The organism is Herbaspirillum sp. Sphag64 (assembly GCF_014192645.1).
In the GTDB taxonomy this organism is placed as follows: Bacteria; Pseudomonadota; Gammaproteobacteria; order Burkholderiales; family Burkholderiaceae_D; genus Herbaspirillum.
Window position 1 is genome coordinate 165354 of the sequence record NZ_JACHYE010000004.1, and the last position, 15563, is coordinate 180916.

The window sequence follows — 15563 nt, forward strand, 5'->3', positions numbered from 1 at the left end:
GAATGAAAGATGAGGATAAAAGATGACCCTGCGCACGACTACAAGGGATGAACTGGCCGCTTATCTGGCACAAACACTTAATGTCGCACAATACCGCGATTATTGCCCAAATGGGCTACAGGTGGAAGGGCGCAGCGAGATTGGCTTGATTGTCAGTGGCGTCACCGCCAGCCAGGCATTGCTCGATGCAGCAGTCGATTTGAAGGCTGATGCAGTGCTGGTACATCACGGTTACTTCTGGCGCGGTGAGGATGCTCGCGTCATCGGCATGAAACACAAACGTCTCAAGACCCTGCTGGCGAACGATATCAACCTGTTTGCCTACCATTTGCCTCTGGATGCACATCTGACGCTGGGTAACAACGCGCAACTGGCCCGTATTATCGGACTCGAAGGTAGCAGCCGTTTCGGCGATGAGCAGTTGGGCTGGCTTGGTCATGTCTCGACATCAACTGGTATGCAGACGGTAGCAGATCTGGCACAGGCGATCGCGCAGCGTCTCGGACGCACGCCATTGCTCATTGGTGACGGCAATGTCCCGCTAAGGCAAGTGGCGTGGTGTACTGGTGCTGCCCAGGGTATGCTAGGAGACGCCATTGCCGCAGGTGCATCAGTCTACATCAGCGGCGAGATTTCAGAGCCTACCGTGCATCTGGCCCGCGAGGCAGGGGTCGCCTACATCGCTGCCGGGCATCACGCGACCGAACGTTACGGCGTGCAGGCGCTGGCGGCACAATTGGTCGAGCGTTTCGGGATCGAACACCACTTCATCGATATTGATAATCCGGTATAAGCCTATAACAGCCTTACTTTTTCAGGGCATCACGGATTTCGCGCAGCAATAAGACGTCTTCCGGTGTTACCGTCGGTGCTGCGGGTGTTTCTTCGGTCTTGGCGCGCAGCGCCAGATCACGCGCCTTGTTGATAGCGCGCACCATCTGGAAGATGATAAAGGCCAGAATCAGGAAGTTGATCAGGATGGTCAGGAAATTACCATAGGCAAAAACAGCGCCGGCCTTCTTCGCTTCGACCAGCGTCAGATGTGAATCCTGTCCGTTCAGTGGTAGATAGTAGTTGGCAAAATCCAGTCCGCCGACAATCCTGCCGACCAGCGGCATAATGATATCTTGTACCAAAGATTCGACAATTTTTCCAAATGCACCGCCAATAATGACACCGACAGCGAGGTCGACTACATTGCCCTTGAGTGCGAAAGCGCGGAATTCTTGCATCATGCCCATATTTTTCTCCTCGAAATTGTTGCAAAACCTTGCGCACGGTTATATCGTGCTCCGATAAAAAAGTAAATTAGCTGCAATTTTTTTCCAGATTGCAGGATTCAAAGAATTAATTGAGACAAAACCAGATTTTCTGCAGTGCAGCAGGGTGGGTAAGCATGCCGTCGGTAGTTTTATTCACGAATGAAGTTACTGTAAGTCGCTTTAATTGACCTTTACGCCTCGCTATAATCAGCGGCCGCTGTAAAAGTCTCGCAGTTTTCGTCTTTTCACTAATTTGGGGTTGGTATGAGTAACGAAAAACAGGTCGATTCCAATCGACGTGGCTTGCTTGTCGCGACTTGCGCGGCAGGTGGTGTTGCCGGACTTGCTACAGCGGGGGCGTTTGTTTCCACGTTTCAACCGTCGGAACGGGCGAAAGCTGCAGGGGCACCGGTTGAAGTCGATATTTCTACCCTCACACCAGGGGAAATGCGGACAGTGGAATGGCGCGGCAAGCCCGTCTGGATTCTCAAGCGTACGCCAGAGATGGTGGCTTCGCTGAAGAAAGTCGATGCCCAGGTTGCCGATCCGAAGTCCGAACGTACCGAATTTTCGACCACGCCGGAATATGCGCTCAATGAATGGCGCTCCATTAAACCGGATTTGCTCGTGGTTGTGGGGATCTGCCCGCATCTCGGCTGTTCTCCCAGTTCCAAATTTCAGCCCGGTGCGCAACCGTCCTTACCGGATGACTGGCAGGGCGGTTTCCTCTGTCCGTGTCACGGATCGACCTTCGATCTGGCCGGACGGGTCTACAAAAACAAGCCATCCCCTGATAACTTGCAGGTGCCGCGCTACATGTTTGAGGGCGACACCAAACTGGTGATCGGCAAAGATGAGAAAGGGGAGGCATAAGCATGGCTGCATTTCACGAAAAGGAATTGCCCGCGGATGCACCAGCTTCTGCCAAGGCACTCAATTGGATTGATGCGCGTTTCCCGCTGACCTCGACGTTGAAGGCGCATATCACCGAGTATTACGCGCCCAAGAATTTCAACTTCTGGTATGCATTTGGTTCGTTGGCATTGCTGGTGCTGGTGATCCAGATTGTCACCGGGATCTTCCTGGTGATGCACTACAAGCCCGATGCCACGCTGGCTTTCGCTTCGGTCGAATACATCATGCGTGATGTCCCCTGGGGATGGCTGGTGCGTTACATGCACTCAACCGGCGCCTCGGCCTTCTTCATCGTGGTCTATCTGCATATGGTGCGTGGGCTGCTGTATGGCTCTTACCGCAAGCCGCGTGAGCTGGTGTGGCTGTTCGGTGTCGCCATTTTCCTGTGCCTGATGGGCGAGGCGTTCATGGGCTATCTGCTGCCATGGGGGCAGATGTCTTACTGGGGCGCACAAGTCATCGTCAACCTGTTTGGCGCAATTCCCTTCATCGGGCCAGATCTGTCGTTGTGGATTCGCGGTGACTATGTGGTCTCAGACGCCACGTTGAACCGTTTCTTTTCCTTCCACGTGATCGCGATTCCTTTGATCCTGATCGGTCTGGTGGTGGCACACATCGTTGCGCTGCACGAAGTTGGCTCCAACAATCCCGACGGCATCGAGATCAAGGAAAAGACCGACGCCAACGGTATTCCGCTCGATGGCATCCCCTTCCATCCTTACTACACGGTGCACGACATCATGGCGGTGTCGGTATTCCTGCTGGTATTCAGTGCAGTGGTGTTTTTCGCTCCGGAGATGGGTGGTTACTTCCTGGAGTACAACAACTTCATTCCTGCCGATTCGCTGAAGACGCCGCCGCACATTGCCCCAGTCTGGTATTTCACGCCGTTCTACTCGATTTTGCGCGCCACGACGTCGGCCTTCATGAGTTACCTGATTGCCGCAGTTGCCGCCTATGTTGCCTTGCTACTGGTGAAGTCGCGTCGTAGTGGCGTCTTCAAGATCGCTGCGGTGATTATTGGTCTGGCTATTATCGTGGGTATGCTGAAGTTCGATGCCAAGTTTTGGGGCGTGGTATTGATGGGATTATCGGTTGTGATTCTGGGTGGCCTGCCATGGCTGGATCATTCCCAGGTGAAGTCAATCCGCTATCGTCCGAGCTGGCACAAGTATATCTACATCCTTTTTGGCATTTCCTTCCTGGTGCTTGGTTATCTGGGCGTCAAGCCTCCTGGTGTATGGGGTAGCCTACGTGTAGGAGAACAGATTCTGCTCACCGACATCGCTCAGACCGTGAGTCAGATCTGTGCGTTCATCTATCTCGGATTCTTCTTGTTGATGCCGTGGTGGAGTGGGGCAGGAAAATTCAAGCCCGTGCCTGATCGTGTTACTTATCATCCGCACTAAGAGCCAGCCAAGAGGATAAAAATGACATTGCTCAAAAGATTCATTGCAACACTTGTGCTGCTTCCGGCGGTCGCATTGGCCAGTGAGGGGGGACTAGTTCTGGACAAGGCACCGGATCGCACGACCGATATTTCTGCACTGCAAAACGGTGCCAAGCTATTCGTCAACTATTGTCTGAATTGCCATTCGGCATCATCCATGCGCTATAACCGGCTGCGTGATATTGGTTTAACGGAACAGCAAATCAAGGATAATCTGTTGTTCACCGGCGAAAAAGTTGGTGATCTCATGAAAACCAGCATGCTGCCGCAGGATGCCAAGGCCTGGTTTGGTGCGGTGCCGCCAGATTTGTCCGTGATTGCCCGGGCCAAGGCATCCGAAGCCGGTTCTGGTCCGGACTGGCTCTATACCTATCTGCGCAGTTATTATAAGGATGACAGCCGCCCGACCGGCTGGAACAACCTGGTTTTCCCGAATGTTGGCATGCCGCATGTGTTGTGGGAACTGCAAGGTATTCGCGCTGCAAAATTTGCTGATGAGAAAGATCCACACGAAGAAGGCAAGCTGATACACAAATTTACTGGTTTTGAACAGCTGAAACCGGGCAAAATGAGCGAAGTTGAGTACGATAATGCAGTGGCAGACTTGGTTGGCTACTTGCAATGGATGGGTGAACCCGCGCAAAATACGCGTAAACGCCTGGGAGTTTGGGTGTTGCTGTTCCTTGGCGGCTTCCTGGTACTGGCGTGGCGCTTGAATGCTTCCTTCTGGAAAGAGGTGAGGTAGGGCGCCAACCGGGTTTTCAACTTGGTTTTTGATAAAGTAGGTTTCGTGTCCGCGCAGTTAGCGGACGGTCGTATCGGGGTGAGACGGCTGTCGTCTCGCCCCCTTTGTTTCTAAGGCACTACAACAATGATGGTTCTCTACTCGGGCACAACCTGCCCATTTTCGCAACGCTGCCGTCTGGTCCTGTTTGAAAAGGGCATGGATTTTGAAATTCGTGACGTTGACCTATTCAACAAACCAGAAGATATTTCGGTCATGAATCCTTATGGACAAGTACCGATTCTGGTCGAGCGTGACCTGGTTCTGTACGAATCCAATATCATCAACGAATATATTGATGAGCGTTTCCCGCACCCGCAGCTGATGCCGGCTGATCCTCTCATGCGTGCCCGTGCGCGTCTGATGCTGTTCAATTTCGAGAAGGAATTGTTTATCCACGTGCATACGCTGGAAAACGAGAAGAGCAAGGCCGCGGAGAAGTCTCATGAAAAGGCGCGCAATGAAATCCGCGATCGTCTGACCACACTGGCACCGCTGTTCCTCAAGAACAAGTACATGCTCGGCGACGAGTTCTCGATGCTAGACGTGGCGTTGGCGCCATTGCTGTGGCGTCTGGATCACTATGGTATCGAACTGTCCAAGACAGCCGCGCCGTTGATGAAGTACGCTGAACGTATCTTCTCGCGTCCAGCATATATCGAAGCACTGACCCCATCCGAAAAGGTCATGCGTCGTTAATTCACGCAACACCTGCAGTTCTTGACTGCGTTTTTGCGTCATCCTGTTCGCCGGTTGTGCTCCTGAGAGAGGACAATCGGCGAATGCCTTTTAGATTGCTGCATTGCTGATTTGCCTGACGCTTGGTCGAGGCAAATTGCTGCTAGCAATGGTTTTCCAGATTGGTTCAAGTCATGCAAGAAGTGTCTACCAAACCCTATCTTTTGCGTGCCATCTATGAATGGTGCACAGACAACGGCTACACACCGTACATCACGGTATTGGTGGATGGGCGCACGCGTGTGCCGATGCAATTCGTCAAGAATGGCGAAATTGTCCTCAACATCAGTTTTGAAGCCACCAGTGGTCTCAAGATGGATAATGATTTCATTAATTTCAGTGCCCGTTTTGGCGGCGTATCGCGTGACATTTCCGTGCCGGTCGATAACGTCGTGGCGATTTATGCGCGCGAGAACGGTCAGGGCATGGCCTTTGAAGTTCCTGTTGTCACCGGTTCCGCAGAAGAAAATCAAGAGCCGACCGACGCGCCAATCAGTGTTGCCGGCGGGTTGACATCAGTGCCAACGGGCGAAAAAACAAATGCCGAATCAGATGCCTCGCCGGAAGAAGATCCGGAACCGCCAAAAAAAGGTGGAAGACCTGTACTAACTCGAATTAAATAGTGTATAGTAGCGGTCTTGGTTAGTTCGCTGGCTTAGCTCATCTGGTAGAGCACCTGACTTGTAATCAGGGGGTGGCGGGTTCAAGTCCTGCAGCCAGCACCAGTATTACTAAAAAAAGGCCCTCCGTTTGTGAGGGCCTTTTTTTACGTCTAAAAATTCGAAAAATTTTCGATGCGGTTTTCCTGCGCATGCCGAGATAAATTCTGAATAATTCAGTATGGAAGTCTCGTGATTTGGAGGGGATTTTGATGAGTTGCCGACGAAGATATTTACTATCTCTTTTCCGGTTATGCTTCCTACCAGACCTTTAGTAAAGTTTTGATGTTCGAAATTTGCACGCCATTGCCAATCAAACAAATATCAGCAGCATGCTTCGGTGAAGTTCACGGCTAAAAATAGCTGTATCAACTGTTTTTACTAAAACGCTTTTGGTAGCTCAGACCAATCCGTCGTGTAGTGGAATGTTTTATTGTCGAAACGGGCTTTCCATCGTCCAAAACCGACACTAGACCCTAAGCGTAAGGTGTCGCGTCCGTAGCGCTTGTTTATCGCATCCATGGCGTTCATTAAGGCAGGGGAGTCTTGTTTTGATACACCGTTTTCAAACAAAATCCCTTGCATTGCCTTGCGCGGCTCGAGGTTCATCAGGATGACACCTGCTTTTTTGTAGCGTAATTCTGGTGTGAATATTTTTTTTAAGCCCCATAGGGCGGCTTTGTTCAGTACACGAAGATCGGCGCTGGGGCTTGGTAGCTGGATGGTGCGGCCGTTGTTGTATTGTGGTTCGTCTGTTTTGAATCGATCCGTCTGAACAAAGACATGCAAGGCACCGCATTGGGCGTGTTGTGTTCTCAGCTTTTCTGTCGCGCGTGCGACATAGAGGGTGACCGCTTCTTCTAACTCGCGCAGTGTGTTGACACGTTGCCCGAATGAGCGGGATGAGATGATCTGCTGATGTGGGGGAGTCATCGTTTCTAGCGCAATGCAGGAGATGCCGCGTAATTCGTTGCAGGTTCTTTCGACGACTACGCCGAATTGTTCACGCATGGCTTTTGAGGGGGTTTCTCTCAGGTCTTGGACAGATGCAATACCCATTGCATGCAGACGTTCGCTGATACGTCTTCCTATTCCCCAGATTTCGCCTACATCAATCTCTGAGAGGATGTTATCAATCCGTGCTGGGTTCATGCTCGACAGGTCACAGATACCTTCAAACTCTGGTTGTTTTTTTGCGATGTGATTGGCCATTTTGGCTAGTGTTTTTGTGCTGGCAATACCAACGCAGACGGGCAATGCCGTCCAATTTTGTATTTGCGTTTTGATGGCCCGACCCATTTGTGTCATGTTTGGCCATTGGCTTGCCATGCCGCTCAGATCCAGAAAGCTTTCATCGATGGAATAAACCTCGACGTGTGGACTGTAGGTTCGCAGGATCGTCATCACGCGATTGCTCATGTCAGCGTAGAGCGTGTAATTGGAAGACAGTGCGATGATGCCGTGCTGTTGTGCGAGGTCTTGCAGCATGAACCAGGGGGCCGCCATTTTGACACCGAGGGCTTTGACTTCATTGGAACGTGAGACGGCACAGCCATCGTTATTGGACAGTACGACAACAGGCTTTCCTTCGAGATGGGGATTAAACGCACGCTCGCAGGATACGTAGAAGTTATTGACGTCAACCAGTGCAAACAATGGCTCAGAGTTAACGCCCATGAAGCACCTTGCGAACGACGCCGACGACGACACCCCAGACTTGCATTTCTTCACCATCCTTGAATGTGATCGTTGAAAAGGCTGGATTATCTGGTCGTAATTCGATCACGTCACGGACTGTGTACAGCCATTTGATCGTAAATTCGTTATTCACGACGGCGATGACGATATCGCCATGGCGCGGCGGAAGAGAGCGATCAACCGCCACCTTATCTCCATCAAAAATCCCGGCACCGTTCATGCTGTCGCCGGTTACCGTAAACAGAAATGTCGCTGCTGCACGTTCTATCAAGTATTTGTTCAGGTCGAGCGGTTCGGCTGTGTAATCAGCAGCTGGGCTGGGAAATCCTGCCGATATCTTATGGATGATGTGCAGGGGCAGGGTGTCAGCATTGGAGAAGAGAGCAGCCGGTATCGGGAACTGCTCACAGCCAAGCTGCGCAAGCGCTGAAGAAAGAAAAATTTCCATAAAGATACTCATAATGCTGTATATAAAAACAGTATATCAGTCTCTCTTAGGTCTTTGCGCGGAGTTGCCCCCAACCCGCGCCTGGAGGCTAAATAGCTTTTTTTTGACTCAAATTTGCATCACTGCCAAAAGTAAGCCCGACGTGGCATAGGAGCCAGGTCGGACGGTATTGATTTTAACGAACCTATAAAGTGTTTATTAACAACTTTGCAGGATCGGGTACTATCAGTAAAAAAGTGGGTCACAGCGTGAAAAAAGAGCAATAAGGGGAAAAATGGATGCGGCAATTTTAGTTTCGATAATCTCGGCTTCTGCATCAATTGCGGTCGCGGGGCTAACTTTTTTCCTGACAAAAAGAAAAGAACGTGAAGCTGATTGGAAAAAGCAGAAACTGGAACATTACCGCGAATTTTTAGAAGCATTGAACGGGGTGGTTATTCGAAAAAAAAACTTACCCCCAGAAAATCATCTCCGCTGGGCAAAGGCATGCAATACCGTTGGGTTAGTAGCGTCTCAAACAGTCTTAGCCGCCCTATGGCAGTTTCAAGAGGCGACATCAAAAAGTAATACAAACACTTCTCCAAGTGAGCATGACAGATGCTTAAACCAACTAATTTTAGCCATAAGAGCTGATCTTGGTATCCGCCCAAAGGATGACCCAGAGGCATTCAAATTTCGCCTGTGGTCTTCTGATTAGTTAGCATTGAGCAGGCCCAAACAGGCGTATTTTACGACTGGATTAAGCATGCAATTCATTACGGCGTGAATGCTGCATATGTTTTTTCCTCGCGCTTTAATCTTCGCCGTACCTGCGGAAGGTATCTTGCAGAAGTATCTGCGGCTAGGCTATTGCAGAATAGTGATACATCTATTTAGCAACTCTTCATTTCCTATAATTACAATATTCAGTTTTTTTCTGGATCGCGTGATATTTTGAAGAAGCATCTTAGTTGGAGCGTAGTAGACATTACCTTTGTAAATCAGATCGCCGTTGTCGGCATAGGAAAAAAAACTATCAATCGTTACTACTACGCCATCAAATTCTTGTCCGATTACTTGGTGTGATGTTCTATTGGTTTTTTCCGAGTATTGTTCGTGATGTTCTTTGTTGTACTGCGATGGAGTGAAGCGCAATATTTCCCATTTACTTTCATCCAGTGCATCGAGATATTTTTTTGCATCATCGTTAGCATTAAAATAATTTATTTCAATGTTTCCGTCACTGATTATTGGCACGGATTTATTTTTATTAAAGAGCATTTTTATGAATGCAGCTATTTCTTTGTTTGTTCTTATCTTCTCCGACAATTTATATTCAGCGATTGATTCAATTAAAGCAATCTTCGTACTTATATCTCTTTCTTCCTCAAAGCGTGCCAGCGTTTGAAGTTTGTCGTGAGAAAAGATGCAGCAGCATTTTTCTAGCTTTACTTTTTCGATGATGGCATCAAGTTGGCTGGGATAAATTCGTTGAGCTTCGTCGATAATAATCAAATTATGGTTTGCAAAATCGTGGTTCCCGTAAGTTTTTATCGGGGTAATCACCCAGCCATTTTCCACCAACGCAGCGTGACCAGGATTTAACATTCCACAGTGAATTATGAGCGGTTTCTTCTTGTAGCCCATCATATTCATCGCGATGTCATATGTCAGCAAAGTCTTTCCCGTACCAGCACTTCCTGTGATTGAAATAAATATCGCTCTCTCGGACGACGTCCAGGAATTGACGATTTTATTCTTTATCTCTTCTTGTTGCTTCGTTAAAAAATACTTCCCCGTTAAGAATCTTTCTGTGGAATTGAAAGGCGATACTAGATAATCAGACGGGTTGAACAATGCATCAGGTGCCTCAGGGTTGCCTACTTCCTGGTTGGAGAGTAATTCCAGCAGATGTTCAATTTTTGTCTTTTCAAGTTGATCATCATCCCGAAGGAAGTACAAATCTTGCGATTCCGACACGTAGGTGAAGGCATAAATTTTTCTACCAATGAAGCTCAAGTAATATTTATTGCGTATTAATTGAGTCTTAATTTTTTCATCTGTACTTTTGCGCTTGAGCTCTATGTTTAGGATACTTTTCTCACCAAATCGCAACAGGTCAAATTCTTTCCCAATCTGAGGAATTTTGTAACTTACATAAAACCGGTCTAGTGCCCCTATGCGGCAACCAATGTCGTTCACGGCCTTGACTAAAGCTCTTAGATCTTCAATTTCTGCGCCTCTGATTTCTATGCCATAGTGTTTTAAGAATCCTTTGAAACTTTCATCCGACAATGAATCTTTTGCTTGCAATAGTGATTTTATATTTACGAATTTCGACATATCAGCCTGTTTGACTAGTGGTTTGATTCATTTTAGGGGATGAGCAAGTGGTTCAATGTGCATTGAGTATCAATCGCACTATCAGGCGTCCGCCGGATCTGTTCATTAGGAAAACAACTGGACAAAGTTTTATCGATGACCCCTAGTCCGCAGCTGATGGCAGTCTTATTATTTCTTGTTCTAAGCTGATAGTTTTGTGTTCGAATCAACCCAAGCTAGGTGAAGCGTTTTAGTTAAATCACCTGAACTTAACCTGCGAATGTTTGTTCCCAAACGCTTGCTCCAATTTCACCGATGAAACCCTGACAAACTCCACCACAGTCAATTGAGATTAATTTTTCCGACGGCATACCAACGTCGTTTTTCCTACGGAATGCGATCAGATCGTCATTCTACATTCGAGTGTTTTGAGAATACCTACCAAATTTCTCAAGGATAGTGGTCGGCAGTTTCATGCTTTTCCTTTGAATTGTTGATTTTTTAGATTATCAGGATTTTTGCATACGGGAGCGTATGCCTACATATTGAACGAACTTCCTCGATATAATTTAATAAATAGTACTCATTTTCTCTGATTAGCCTCAATTAAGGCTGCTGCGAACATCGAAAATTCTTTATCTATATTGCCTTCTTCTTCTAGAGCCGTAAGCAATACTTCTCGAATCGCAATACTCTTTGTTCGGTAACAAGCGTCTAAAGCATGTTGAAGCTGATTCAAGCGGACTGCCCGTCGCTCGATAAGTTCAGGTCGATTTAATTCGATAGTAGCTATTGTTATAGCTCCGCGTTCGCTTCCGGCTCTGTGCCTGACCGTTGTACCGAACGCGAGAAGATGGGTTGAGGGATCTTCTGTGTATGGATCGATTAGTGAGCACATCTCGTCGTATTGGTCTTTTTTTGCATTGTTACACCGCGCACAGCAATAACCAAGATTTGTCCACTCAAATTCTAGATGAGGGTATTTCCCCTCAGCCTTGGGGCGAATGTGCTCGACATCGCCAAAGTAGATATGCGCTACGTGGCTTTCGCAATACATACATTTCCCATATGACGCTTTCAATAAGGCATTTTTATTCTCGGGATGTTTGTAATTGGTCCTCAGAGCATCTGGGTTCGGACACGGTGGGCGATGGAGTCGTCTCATTTACGAGCCTCCGCAACCGTTGCTACAGCGTCTGGAAATAACCTCCCAAGCCCCGCATCCCTGAGTTCTACTCGTAAAGCTAATAGCGACTCTGAAGTGGGATCACTTGCAGTATGTTTCGCCAGAATGTTTGAAAGTTTGTCCACAGCCCATGCAGGTATGGTTGTTGACACGCCGAGGACCTCATCCAACACATCGATTGCATTCTTAACTTCACTTTTGAAGTCTAACAAATGCGAGTGTACCTTTTGACGATGATCATATCGAAGTGCATATACATTCGCGTCCTCGACTGAGGTGACAATTAACGGGCTGTGAGTCGAGACAATAAATTTTGCATGAGGAAATGCGGATAATAAATTTGGTAAAAGCGCTCGCTGCATACTTGGATGCAAGTGATTTTCAACCTCATCAATCACAACGGTAAAGGGCTCTTTAGCATCAGAGTCGAACATATAAATTTGCCATGCAATGTCAATCAGCGCAGAAATACCCCCGGAAGCCGTTTCCAAAAGAAATTCATTTGCACCGCCATTGCAACAAAAAACGATCTCATAATCTCTAACTTCGAGATCCTCGAAACCTAGCGATACGGGCAATATGATTCTAAGTACGTCACGGAAGCCCTCAAAATTTCTCACTTGTTGCGGGTCTGAAGGCATGATAGTTCTGCTCTCACTATGCACCCCGTAACCGTTGATCACCCAGCTCAACAGCGTATTTTTCATTAGAAGGCTACTCGGCTCACCACTTTGACCTGTATGCCGATTAATATGATTAGCCTGAATTTCCTCGAAGGCAGCCTGCCTTTCTTTGCGGCTAGTATTTACGTGCCCGACACGTCTATATGAGAAGGTTTGGCGATGCGAAGGAATATAGAAAAATCTAGCAGGCTGTTGATTCTGAATTTGTACTTGGTATTGAGCGCCCCCTGCCTCTGGTACCAAAAATGTCGCAATTACGTTATTCGTGTATGTCAATGTACCAATCGAACGGTCTGAACTCTCGTTTTTTTCGGGGCGCGTGATCAAAGAAAAATATCTGAGCACATTGGTGATTATGTCGGTCTTAGGCGTCGCGAGAGAAAATTGTTGCCAACCTCGATGCCTCGCCAAAAAAGAGAGGATTGTAGTTTTTCCGCTACCGTTTGCACCCGTGATGATAGTTGCTCGCGGATGGAAAGAAATATCAATCTCAGCGAATTGTTGCCAACCCTTCAAAGTTAGTTTTTCGAAATTCATAATATATTCTCATTTAATAAGTCACTGTCCAAGGACCTGCGACTATTCGAAAATTCTGCCATTATCTAAAATATTAGACTAGTCCTTAAAAAAAATCAGGATAAAAATCTTGTTTGCATGGAATTGCGCTACGGACGCGTTGACAAAGTGGCGTTCACGATTTGCCATTGATACATCCATGCTTCGGTGTCTTTGCAGCGTAACTTGAGTAAGCGTTGTATGCGATCTCGATGTTCTACCAGCGGGTATGCAATGATCGGCTCATGGTGAGCGATACGATTACGAAAAACGCGTAGTGTCGCCATGTCGTTATAAAGCATCTTTCTGGCAGCTGGCACAGAGAGGGGAAGCGGTAGATTGGGAAACACGGTGCGCATGTATGCATTCCAAAGATGCTGATCTTGCCTTGCAGTGAATAAATTGCACCAGAATGAAAATTTCAATTCTGCAATGACTTTGCCTGTGAAGCCGATACTTATGCCGCGTCTTGCGGATTGCAGTTCTTCTTTCGACCAATCTGATAGTGTTCGCTCGAAGCCACTATTCCAAGGCCAGTTGGTACCGTATTTCAACTCAAGTGCATGCGCAATCGCATTGCGGATAACAACTTCCAGAATGTGTAAAGACGAAAAGAAGGCACCGGAGATCAATGCGTTCCAGACGTATATGTCAAGTGCAGTCGCTCCAACGCCAAAACCCCTAGCGTTTAGGTAAGTATCCATCCGTGCTGGGGACATCGCGCTTGTGATGGCTGCGATTTGTTGCTGTGAAAGTGCCATGGTCGGTGCGCTTCTGTTCGGTTGTATGTGCTTTCGAAAGGGTATATAATCCGCCCTGTGTGTTTTGGGACTTGTTGGCGTAAGCCTCCCCCCAGAAACAAGAGAGTTAGAATGGCCCGCTTCGGTGGGCCATTTGTATTTATGAGCTCCTATTTCCTTTGTTTGTCCTGCCTACTCCCATTCGCTTTCGTCAGTTCAGTGCAACTGGGCCGAGTGAGCGACCCAAGAATCTAACCCGCTTTGCGAAGCTTAATTTTCCGGAGCATCTCAGTAAGCGTGTTCGTGCAGGCATCATCCAAATTTGGTGGGGCTTGCTCTCGTGTGATCACCAAGCAGTCATCCATAACGCGGACCTGAACGCGAGATCTTGGTAAAAATCCAGCTTGTTGCAGCCATAAACCGTGCAAACGAAGCCATGGTGCTTTTGAGTTCGAAAGCTGCACTGTTAAAAAACGCACTTGTTTACTGTTTTGAGACGCGGATATTTTTCGCGTATGATTTTGCTTAGCCATTATCAACTCCTGCTAGTTGGTTGTGGTTAGCGGATCACTTGAGCTACAACTCATGTGGTCCGCGACTTACTTCAGTACTTGCTGTTTTGGTCTTACGATCTCCTTTATGACGAGTGCTGCCATCAACGTGGCAGCCAACATATCTCTCCGCTCATCTCAATGTCCGTACATCACCTGCACGCATGAGTAACTCAAGGATTGTTTCGACCTTGATCAATCTCTCTGTCAAGTTCTCTAGCTCTGACAAAAGTCGAATCGCCTGTGCGGAAGACAGGTAGCGAATCCGTCGCGATGGCTCCCGAAGCAATTTGATCGGAGGAGCGGAGGAAATCCAGTCCCACTCAGATACGGCGACTCTTAAAATGCTACGCAACAGCGCTAGCATGCGATTGACCGTGGCGTTCGAGACGCCGCTTGCCATCTTTTCCGTTTTTAAGGTGGCGACCACACTGCGATCGATCTTTTCTAACGGTACACAGGCAAGATATTTATTGAGCCAACGAATGTTAAATTCGTCGGACTGTAGTGATTTCTTTTTTGCTTTTTCGAGAAGCCAGCGTTTGACGGCTTCGTCCCAGGTCTTGGTCGTCTCCAACAACAATTGCATTACCTCCGATCAATTGGCTCAGTCGCCACCCAACATACCCCGAGAGCCTGATTACTAAAAAACGTCATGCCGTGGCTATTGTGATCAGCCGCTAGGGTCATGACGTGCGCGAACGCGGTTGATGCCGTTGCCCCGTAGGGCAATTGATAAAAATTCTTTTCTGGCACGACAATGCCGCGACTGGTCCAGTAGCGTTTTGCATTGAGGGTGTGGCCCGTCGCATCCAGCGTGATGTATTTGGCGATGTAGGCGGCGAGCTTGTGCGAACCGGTTTGACCGAATCCAAATCGATGCGGATCGCGGACATTAATTTGTCCATTTGATTTGCCGTCTTGGGTGGTGCCGACGATGCGTTGCCAGATCGAGCGGATTAGTTGATAAACTTGCCGTCCTCTGACTGCGACATGGATGTGAAAGGCCCCGCGTTCTTGGCGCTCGATGGTGGCGACATAGTGAAATTGTTTGCACTTGCCCATGCGCCGCCTAAAACTGTCCCAATCCTTCTTTAATCGCACGATGTCCTGCATGTTCTCGCGATAGGTGAGTGTGATCATCCTATCGGCAGAAATGGCCTTACAACGTAATCTGACGGTTTGTTTGGCACGCTTGGCGCTGTCATCGTCGTTCTCATCGCGATTCTCGGATTCGCCGCGTTGCGCGTGATTGGGATAGGGGAGTGGGCCGCTCTGTTTGATTCTGGTGGTTCGGGTGGCACAGAGTTCGCGCTGACCATCTGCAAACTTGCGGTCGTAGATTGTCCAGGTGGTTTTGAGTACGGGACCATCATCGAGTAGCCAGCGTGCGGTCTCTTCATTGGTCGCGGCCCGGCATCCCTCGGGCAGCAAATCATTGATTGTTTCTAGATCATCGAATACAGTGAGGTCCATCGACGGTGTCTTTCTACATTGGCGTTGATCACGAGGGCGGAATCTGGCAGGATTCGCGCCCTTTTTCTATTTCAATTCACTCACGGTTTTGGTGTGGTTTCCGTTAAGTGTCCCTAA

At 48.2% G+C, this 15563-nt stretch carries 17 protein-coding genes, 1 tRNA gene and 1 pseudogene; 8 read left to right on the forward strand and 11 right to left on the reverse strand.

Annotation, left to right across the window (positions count from 1 at the left end; translation table 11 throughout):
- Positions 1-22 precede the first annotated feature (22 nt).
- Positions 23-793, forward strand: coding sequence for a Nif3-like dinuclear metal center hexameric protein (locus tag FHW66_RS09420; RefSeq protein ID WP_183379522.1), 771 nt, complete (start codon positions 23-25; stop codon positions 791-793).
- A 13-nt stretch (positions 794-806) separates the two neighbouring features.
- Here the strand turns inward: FHW66_RS09420 and mscL are convergent, their stop codons facing one another.
- Entirely contained in the window at positions 807-1241 is a 435-nt protein-coding gene (gene mscL / locus FHW66_RS09425; protein WP_183379523.1) for a large conductance mechanosensitive channel protein MscL, read from the reverse strand.
- A 285-nt stretch (positions 1242-1526) separates the two neighbouring features.
- Here mscL and petA point away from each other — a divergent pair, with 285 nt between their 5' ends.
- The 6 genes from petA to FHW66_RS09455 all read left to right on the forward strand — a co-directional run bounded on the left by petA (position 1527) and on the right by FHW66_RS09455 (position 5874).
- Complete coding sequence (petA, locus tag FHW66_RS09430; protein ID WP_183379524.1) at positions 1527-2135, forward strand: ubiquinol-cytochrome c reductase iron-sulfur subunit; 609 nt, start codon at positions 1527-1529, stop codon at positions 2133-2135.
- A gap of 2 nt (positions 2136-2137) precedes the next feature.
- Entirely contained in the window at positions 2138-3586 is a 1449-nt protein-coding gene (locus tag FHW66_RS09435; RefSeq protein WP_183379525.1) for a cytochrome bc complex cytochrome b subunit, read from the forward strand.
- A 21-nt stretch (positions 3587-3607) separates the two neighbouring features.
- Positions 3608-4372: a cytochrome c1 gene (locus FHW66_RS09440; RefSeq protein WP_183379526.1), complete on the forward strand. Its 765-nt coding sequence runs from the start codon at positions 3608-3610 to the stop codon at positions 4370-4372.
- 126 nt (positions 4373-4498) lie between these two features.
- Positions 4499-5110 carry a glutathione S-transferase N-terminal domain-containing protein gene (locus FHW66_RS09445; protein WP_183379527.1) on the forward strand — a complete coding sequence of 204 codons (612 nt, stop codon included), beginning with the start codon at positions 4499-4501 and terminating at the stop codon, positions 5108-5110.
- Positions 5111-5283: 173 nt separating this feature from the next.
- Positions 5284-5772, forward strand: coding sequence for a ClpXP protease specificity-enhancing factor (locus FHW66_RS09450; RefSeq protein WP_183379528.1), 489 nt, complete (start codon positions 5284-5286; stop codon positions 5770-5772).
- Between the two features lie 26 nt (positions 5773-5798).
- Positions 5799-5874: transfer RNA gene (locus tag FHW66_RS09455), tRNA-Thr, on the forward strand.
- A gap of 315 nt (positions 5875-6189) precedes the next feature.
- Here FHW66_RS09455 and FHW66_RS09460 read toward each other — a convergent pair.
- A complete protein-coding gene (locus FHW66_RS09460; protein ID WP_183379529.1) occupies positions 6190-7485 on the reverse strand; it encodes a Y-family DNA polymerase in 1296 nt (431 codons plus the stop codon).
- Positions 7475-7954, reverse strand: a complete 480-nt coding sequence (locus tag FHW66_RS09465; RefSeq protein WP_183379530.1) for a LexA family transcriptional regulator — start codon at positions 7952-7954, stop codon at positions 7475-7477. The genes FHW66_RS09460 and FHW66_RS09465 overlap by 11 nt, the downstream gene beginning before the upstream one ends.
- 274 nt (positions 7955-8228) lie before the next feature.
- On the opposite strand from FHW66_RS09465, the gene FHW66_RS09470 reads away from it, so the two are divergent.
- Positions 8229-8651, forward strand: a complete 423-nt coding sequence (locus FHW66_RS09470) for a hypothetical protein (RefSeq protein ID WP_183379531.1) — start codon at positions 8229-8231, stop codon at positions 8649-8651.
- A gap of 149 nt (positions 8652-8800) precedes the next feature.
- Here the strand turns inward: FHW66_RS09470 and FHW66_RS09475 are convergent, their stop codons facing one another.
- The 8 genes and pseudogenes from FHW66_RS09475 to FHW66_RS09505 all read right to left on the reverse strand — a co-directional run bounded on the left by FHW66_RS09475 (position 8801) and on the right by FHW66_RS09505 (position 15446).
- Positions 8801-10276, reverse strand: coding sequence for a DNA/RNA helicase domain-containing protein (locus tag FHW66_RS09475; RefSeq protein WP_183379532.1), 1476 nt, complete (start codon positions 10274-10276; stop codon positions 8801-8803).
- 562 nt (positions 10277-10838) lie between these two features.
- Positions 10839-10994, reverse strand: a complete 156-nt coding sequence (locus tag FHW66_RS20930; protein ID WP_255458915.1) for a hypothetical protein — start codon at positions 10992-10994, stop codon at positions 10839-10841.
- Positions 10995-11177: 183 nt separating this feature from the next.
- Positions 11178-11420: pseudogene (locus tag FHW66_RS21215) on the reverse strand (HNH endonuclease); the annotation flags it as partial.
- Positions 11417-12661, reverse strand: coding sequence for an AAA family ATPase (locus FHW66_RS09485; protein WP_183379534.1), 1245 nt, complete (start codon positions 12659-12661; stop codon positions 11417-11419). The pseudogene FHW66_RS21215 and the gene FHW66_RS09485, both read right to left, overlap by 4 nt.
- A 128-nt stretch (positions 12662-12789) precedes the next feature.
- Positions 12790-13440 (reverse strand): hypothetical protein, encoded by a 651-nt coding sequence (locus tag FHW66_RS09490; RefSeq protein WP_183379535.1) that lies wholly within the window; start codon positions 13438-13440, stop codon positions 12790-12792.
- Between the two features lie 230 nt (positions 13441-13670).
- The gene (locus tag FHW66_RS09495) at positions 13671-13952 is read right to left on the reverse strand and encodes a SymE family type I addiction module toxin (RefSeq protein WP_183379536.1); all 282 of its coding nucleotides are present in this window, start codon (positions 13950-13952) and stop codon (positions 13671-13673) included.
- Positions 13953-14103: 151 nt separating this feature from the next.
- Complete coding sequence (locus FHW66_RS09500; protein WP_183379537.1) at positions 14104-14559, reverse strand: hypothetical protein; 456 nt, start codon at positions 14557-14559, stop codon at positions 14104-14106.
- Positions 14559-15446, reverse strand: coding sequence for a hypothetical protein (locus FHW66_RS09505; protein WP_221196964.1), 888 nt, complete (start codon positions 15444-15446; stop codon positions 14559-14561). Before FHW66_RS09505 ends, FHW66_RS09500 begins: the two co-directional genes overlap by 1 nt.
- Positions 15447-15563: the final 117 nt, after the last annotated feature.

Bases quoted from the DNA above. Each gene is read 5' to 3' on its own strand.
- FHW66_RS09500 (WP_183379537.1), bottom strand. From the start codon at position 14,559: ATGCAATTGTTGTTGGAGACGACCAAGACCTGGGACGAAGCCGTCAAA.
- FHW66_RS09505 (WP_221196964.1), bottom strand. From the start codon at position 15,446: ATGGACCTCACTGTATTCGATGATCTAGAAACAATCAATGATTTGCTG.
- FHW66_RS09435 (WP_183379525.1), top strand. From the start codon at position 2,138: ATGGCTGCATTTCACGAAAAGGAATTGCCCGCGGATGCACCAGCTTCT.
- FHW66_RS09470 (WP_183379531.1), top strand. From the start codon at position 8,229: ATGGATGCGGCAATTTTAGTTTCGATAATCTCGGCTTCTGCATCAATT.
- FHW66_RS09495 (WP_183379536.1), bottom strand. From the start codon at position 13,952: ATGGCTAAGCAAAATCATACGCGAAAAATATCCGCGTCTCAAAACAGT.
- FHW66_RS09490 (WP_183379535.1), bottom strand. From the start codon at position 13,440: ATGGCACTTTCACAGCAACAAATCGCAGCCATCACAAGCGCGATGTCC.
- FHW66_RS09440 (WP_183379526.1), top strand. From the start codon at position 3,608: ATGACATTGCTCAAAAGATTCATTGCAACACTTGTGCTGCTTCCGGCG.
- petA (WP_183379524.1), top strand. From the start codon at position 1,527: ATGAGTAACGAAAAACAGGTCGATTCCAATCGACGTGGCTTGCTTGTC.
- FHW66_RS09485 (WP_183379534.1), bottom strand. From the start codon at position 12,661: ATGAATTTCGAAAAACTAACTTTGAAGGGTTGGCAACAATTCGCTGAG.
- FHW66_RS09445 (WP_183379527.1), top strand. From the start codon at position 4,499: ATGATGGTTCTCTACTCGGGCACAACCTGCCCATTTTCGCAACGCTGC.
- FHW66_RS09450 (WP_183379528.1), top strand. From the start codon at position 5,284: ATGCAAGAAGTGTCTACCAAACCCTATCTTTTGCGTGCCATCTATGAA.
- mscL (WP_183379523.1), bottom strand. From the start codon at position 1,241: ATGGGCATGATGCAAGAATTCCGCGCTTTCGCACTCAAGGGCAATGTA.
- FHW66_RS09420 (WP_183379522.1), top strand. From the start codon at position 23: ATGACCCTGCGCACGACTACAAGGGATGAACTGGCCGCTTATCTGGCA.
- FHW66_RS09475 (WP_183379532.1), bottom strand. From the start codon at position 10,276: ATGTCGAAATTCGTAAATATAAAATCACTATTGCAAGCAAAAGATTCA.
- FHW66_RS09460 (WP_183379529.1), bottom strand. From the start codon at position 7,485: ATGGGCGTTAACTCTGAGCCATTGTTTGCACTGGTTGACGTCAATAAC.
- FHW66_RS09465 (WP_183379530.1), bottom strand. From the start codon at position 7,954: ATGGAAATTTTTCTTTCTTCAGCGCTTGCGCAGCTTGGCTGTGAGCAG.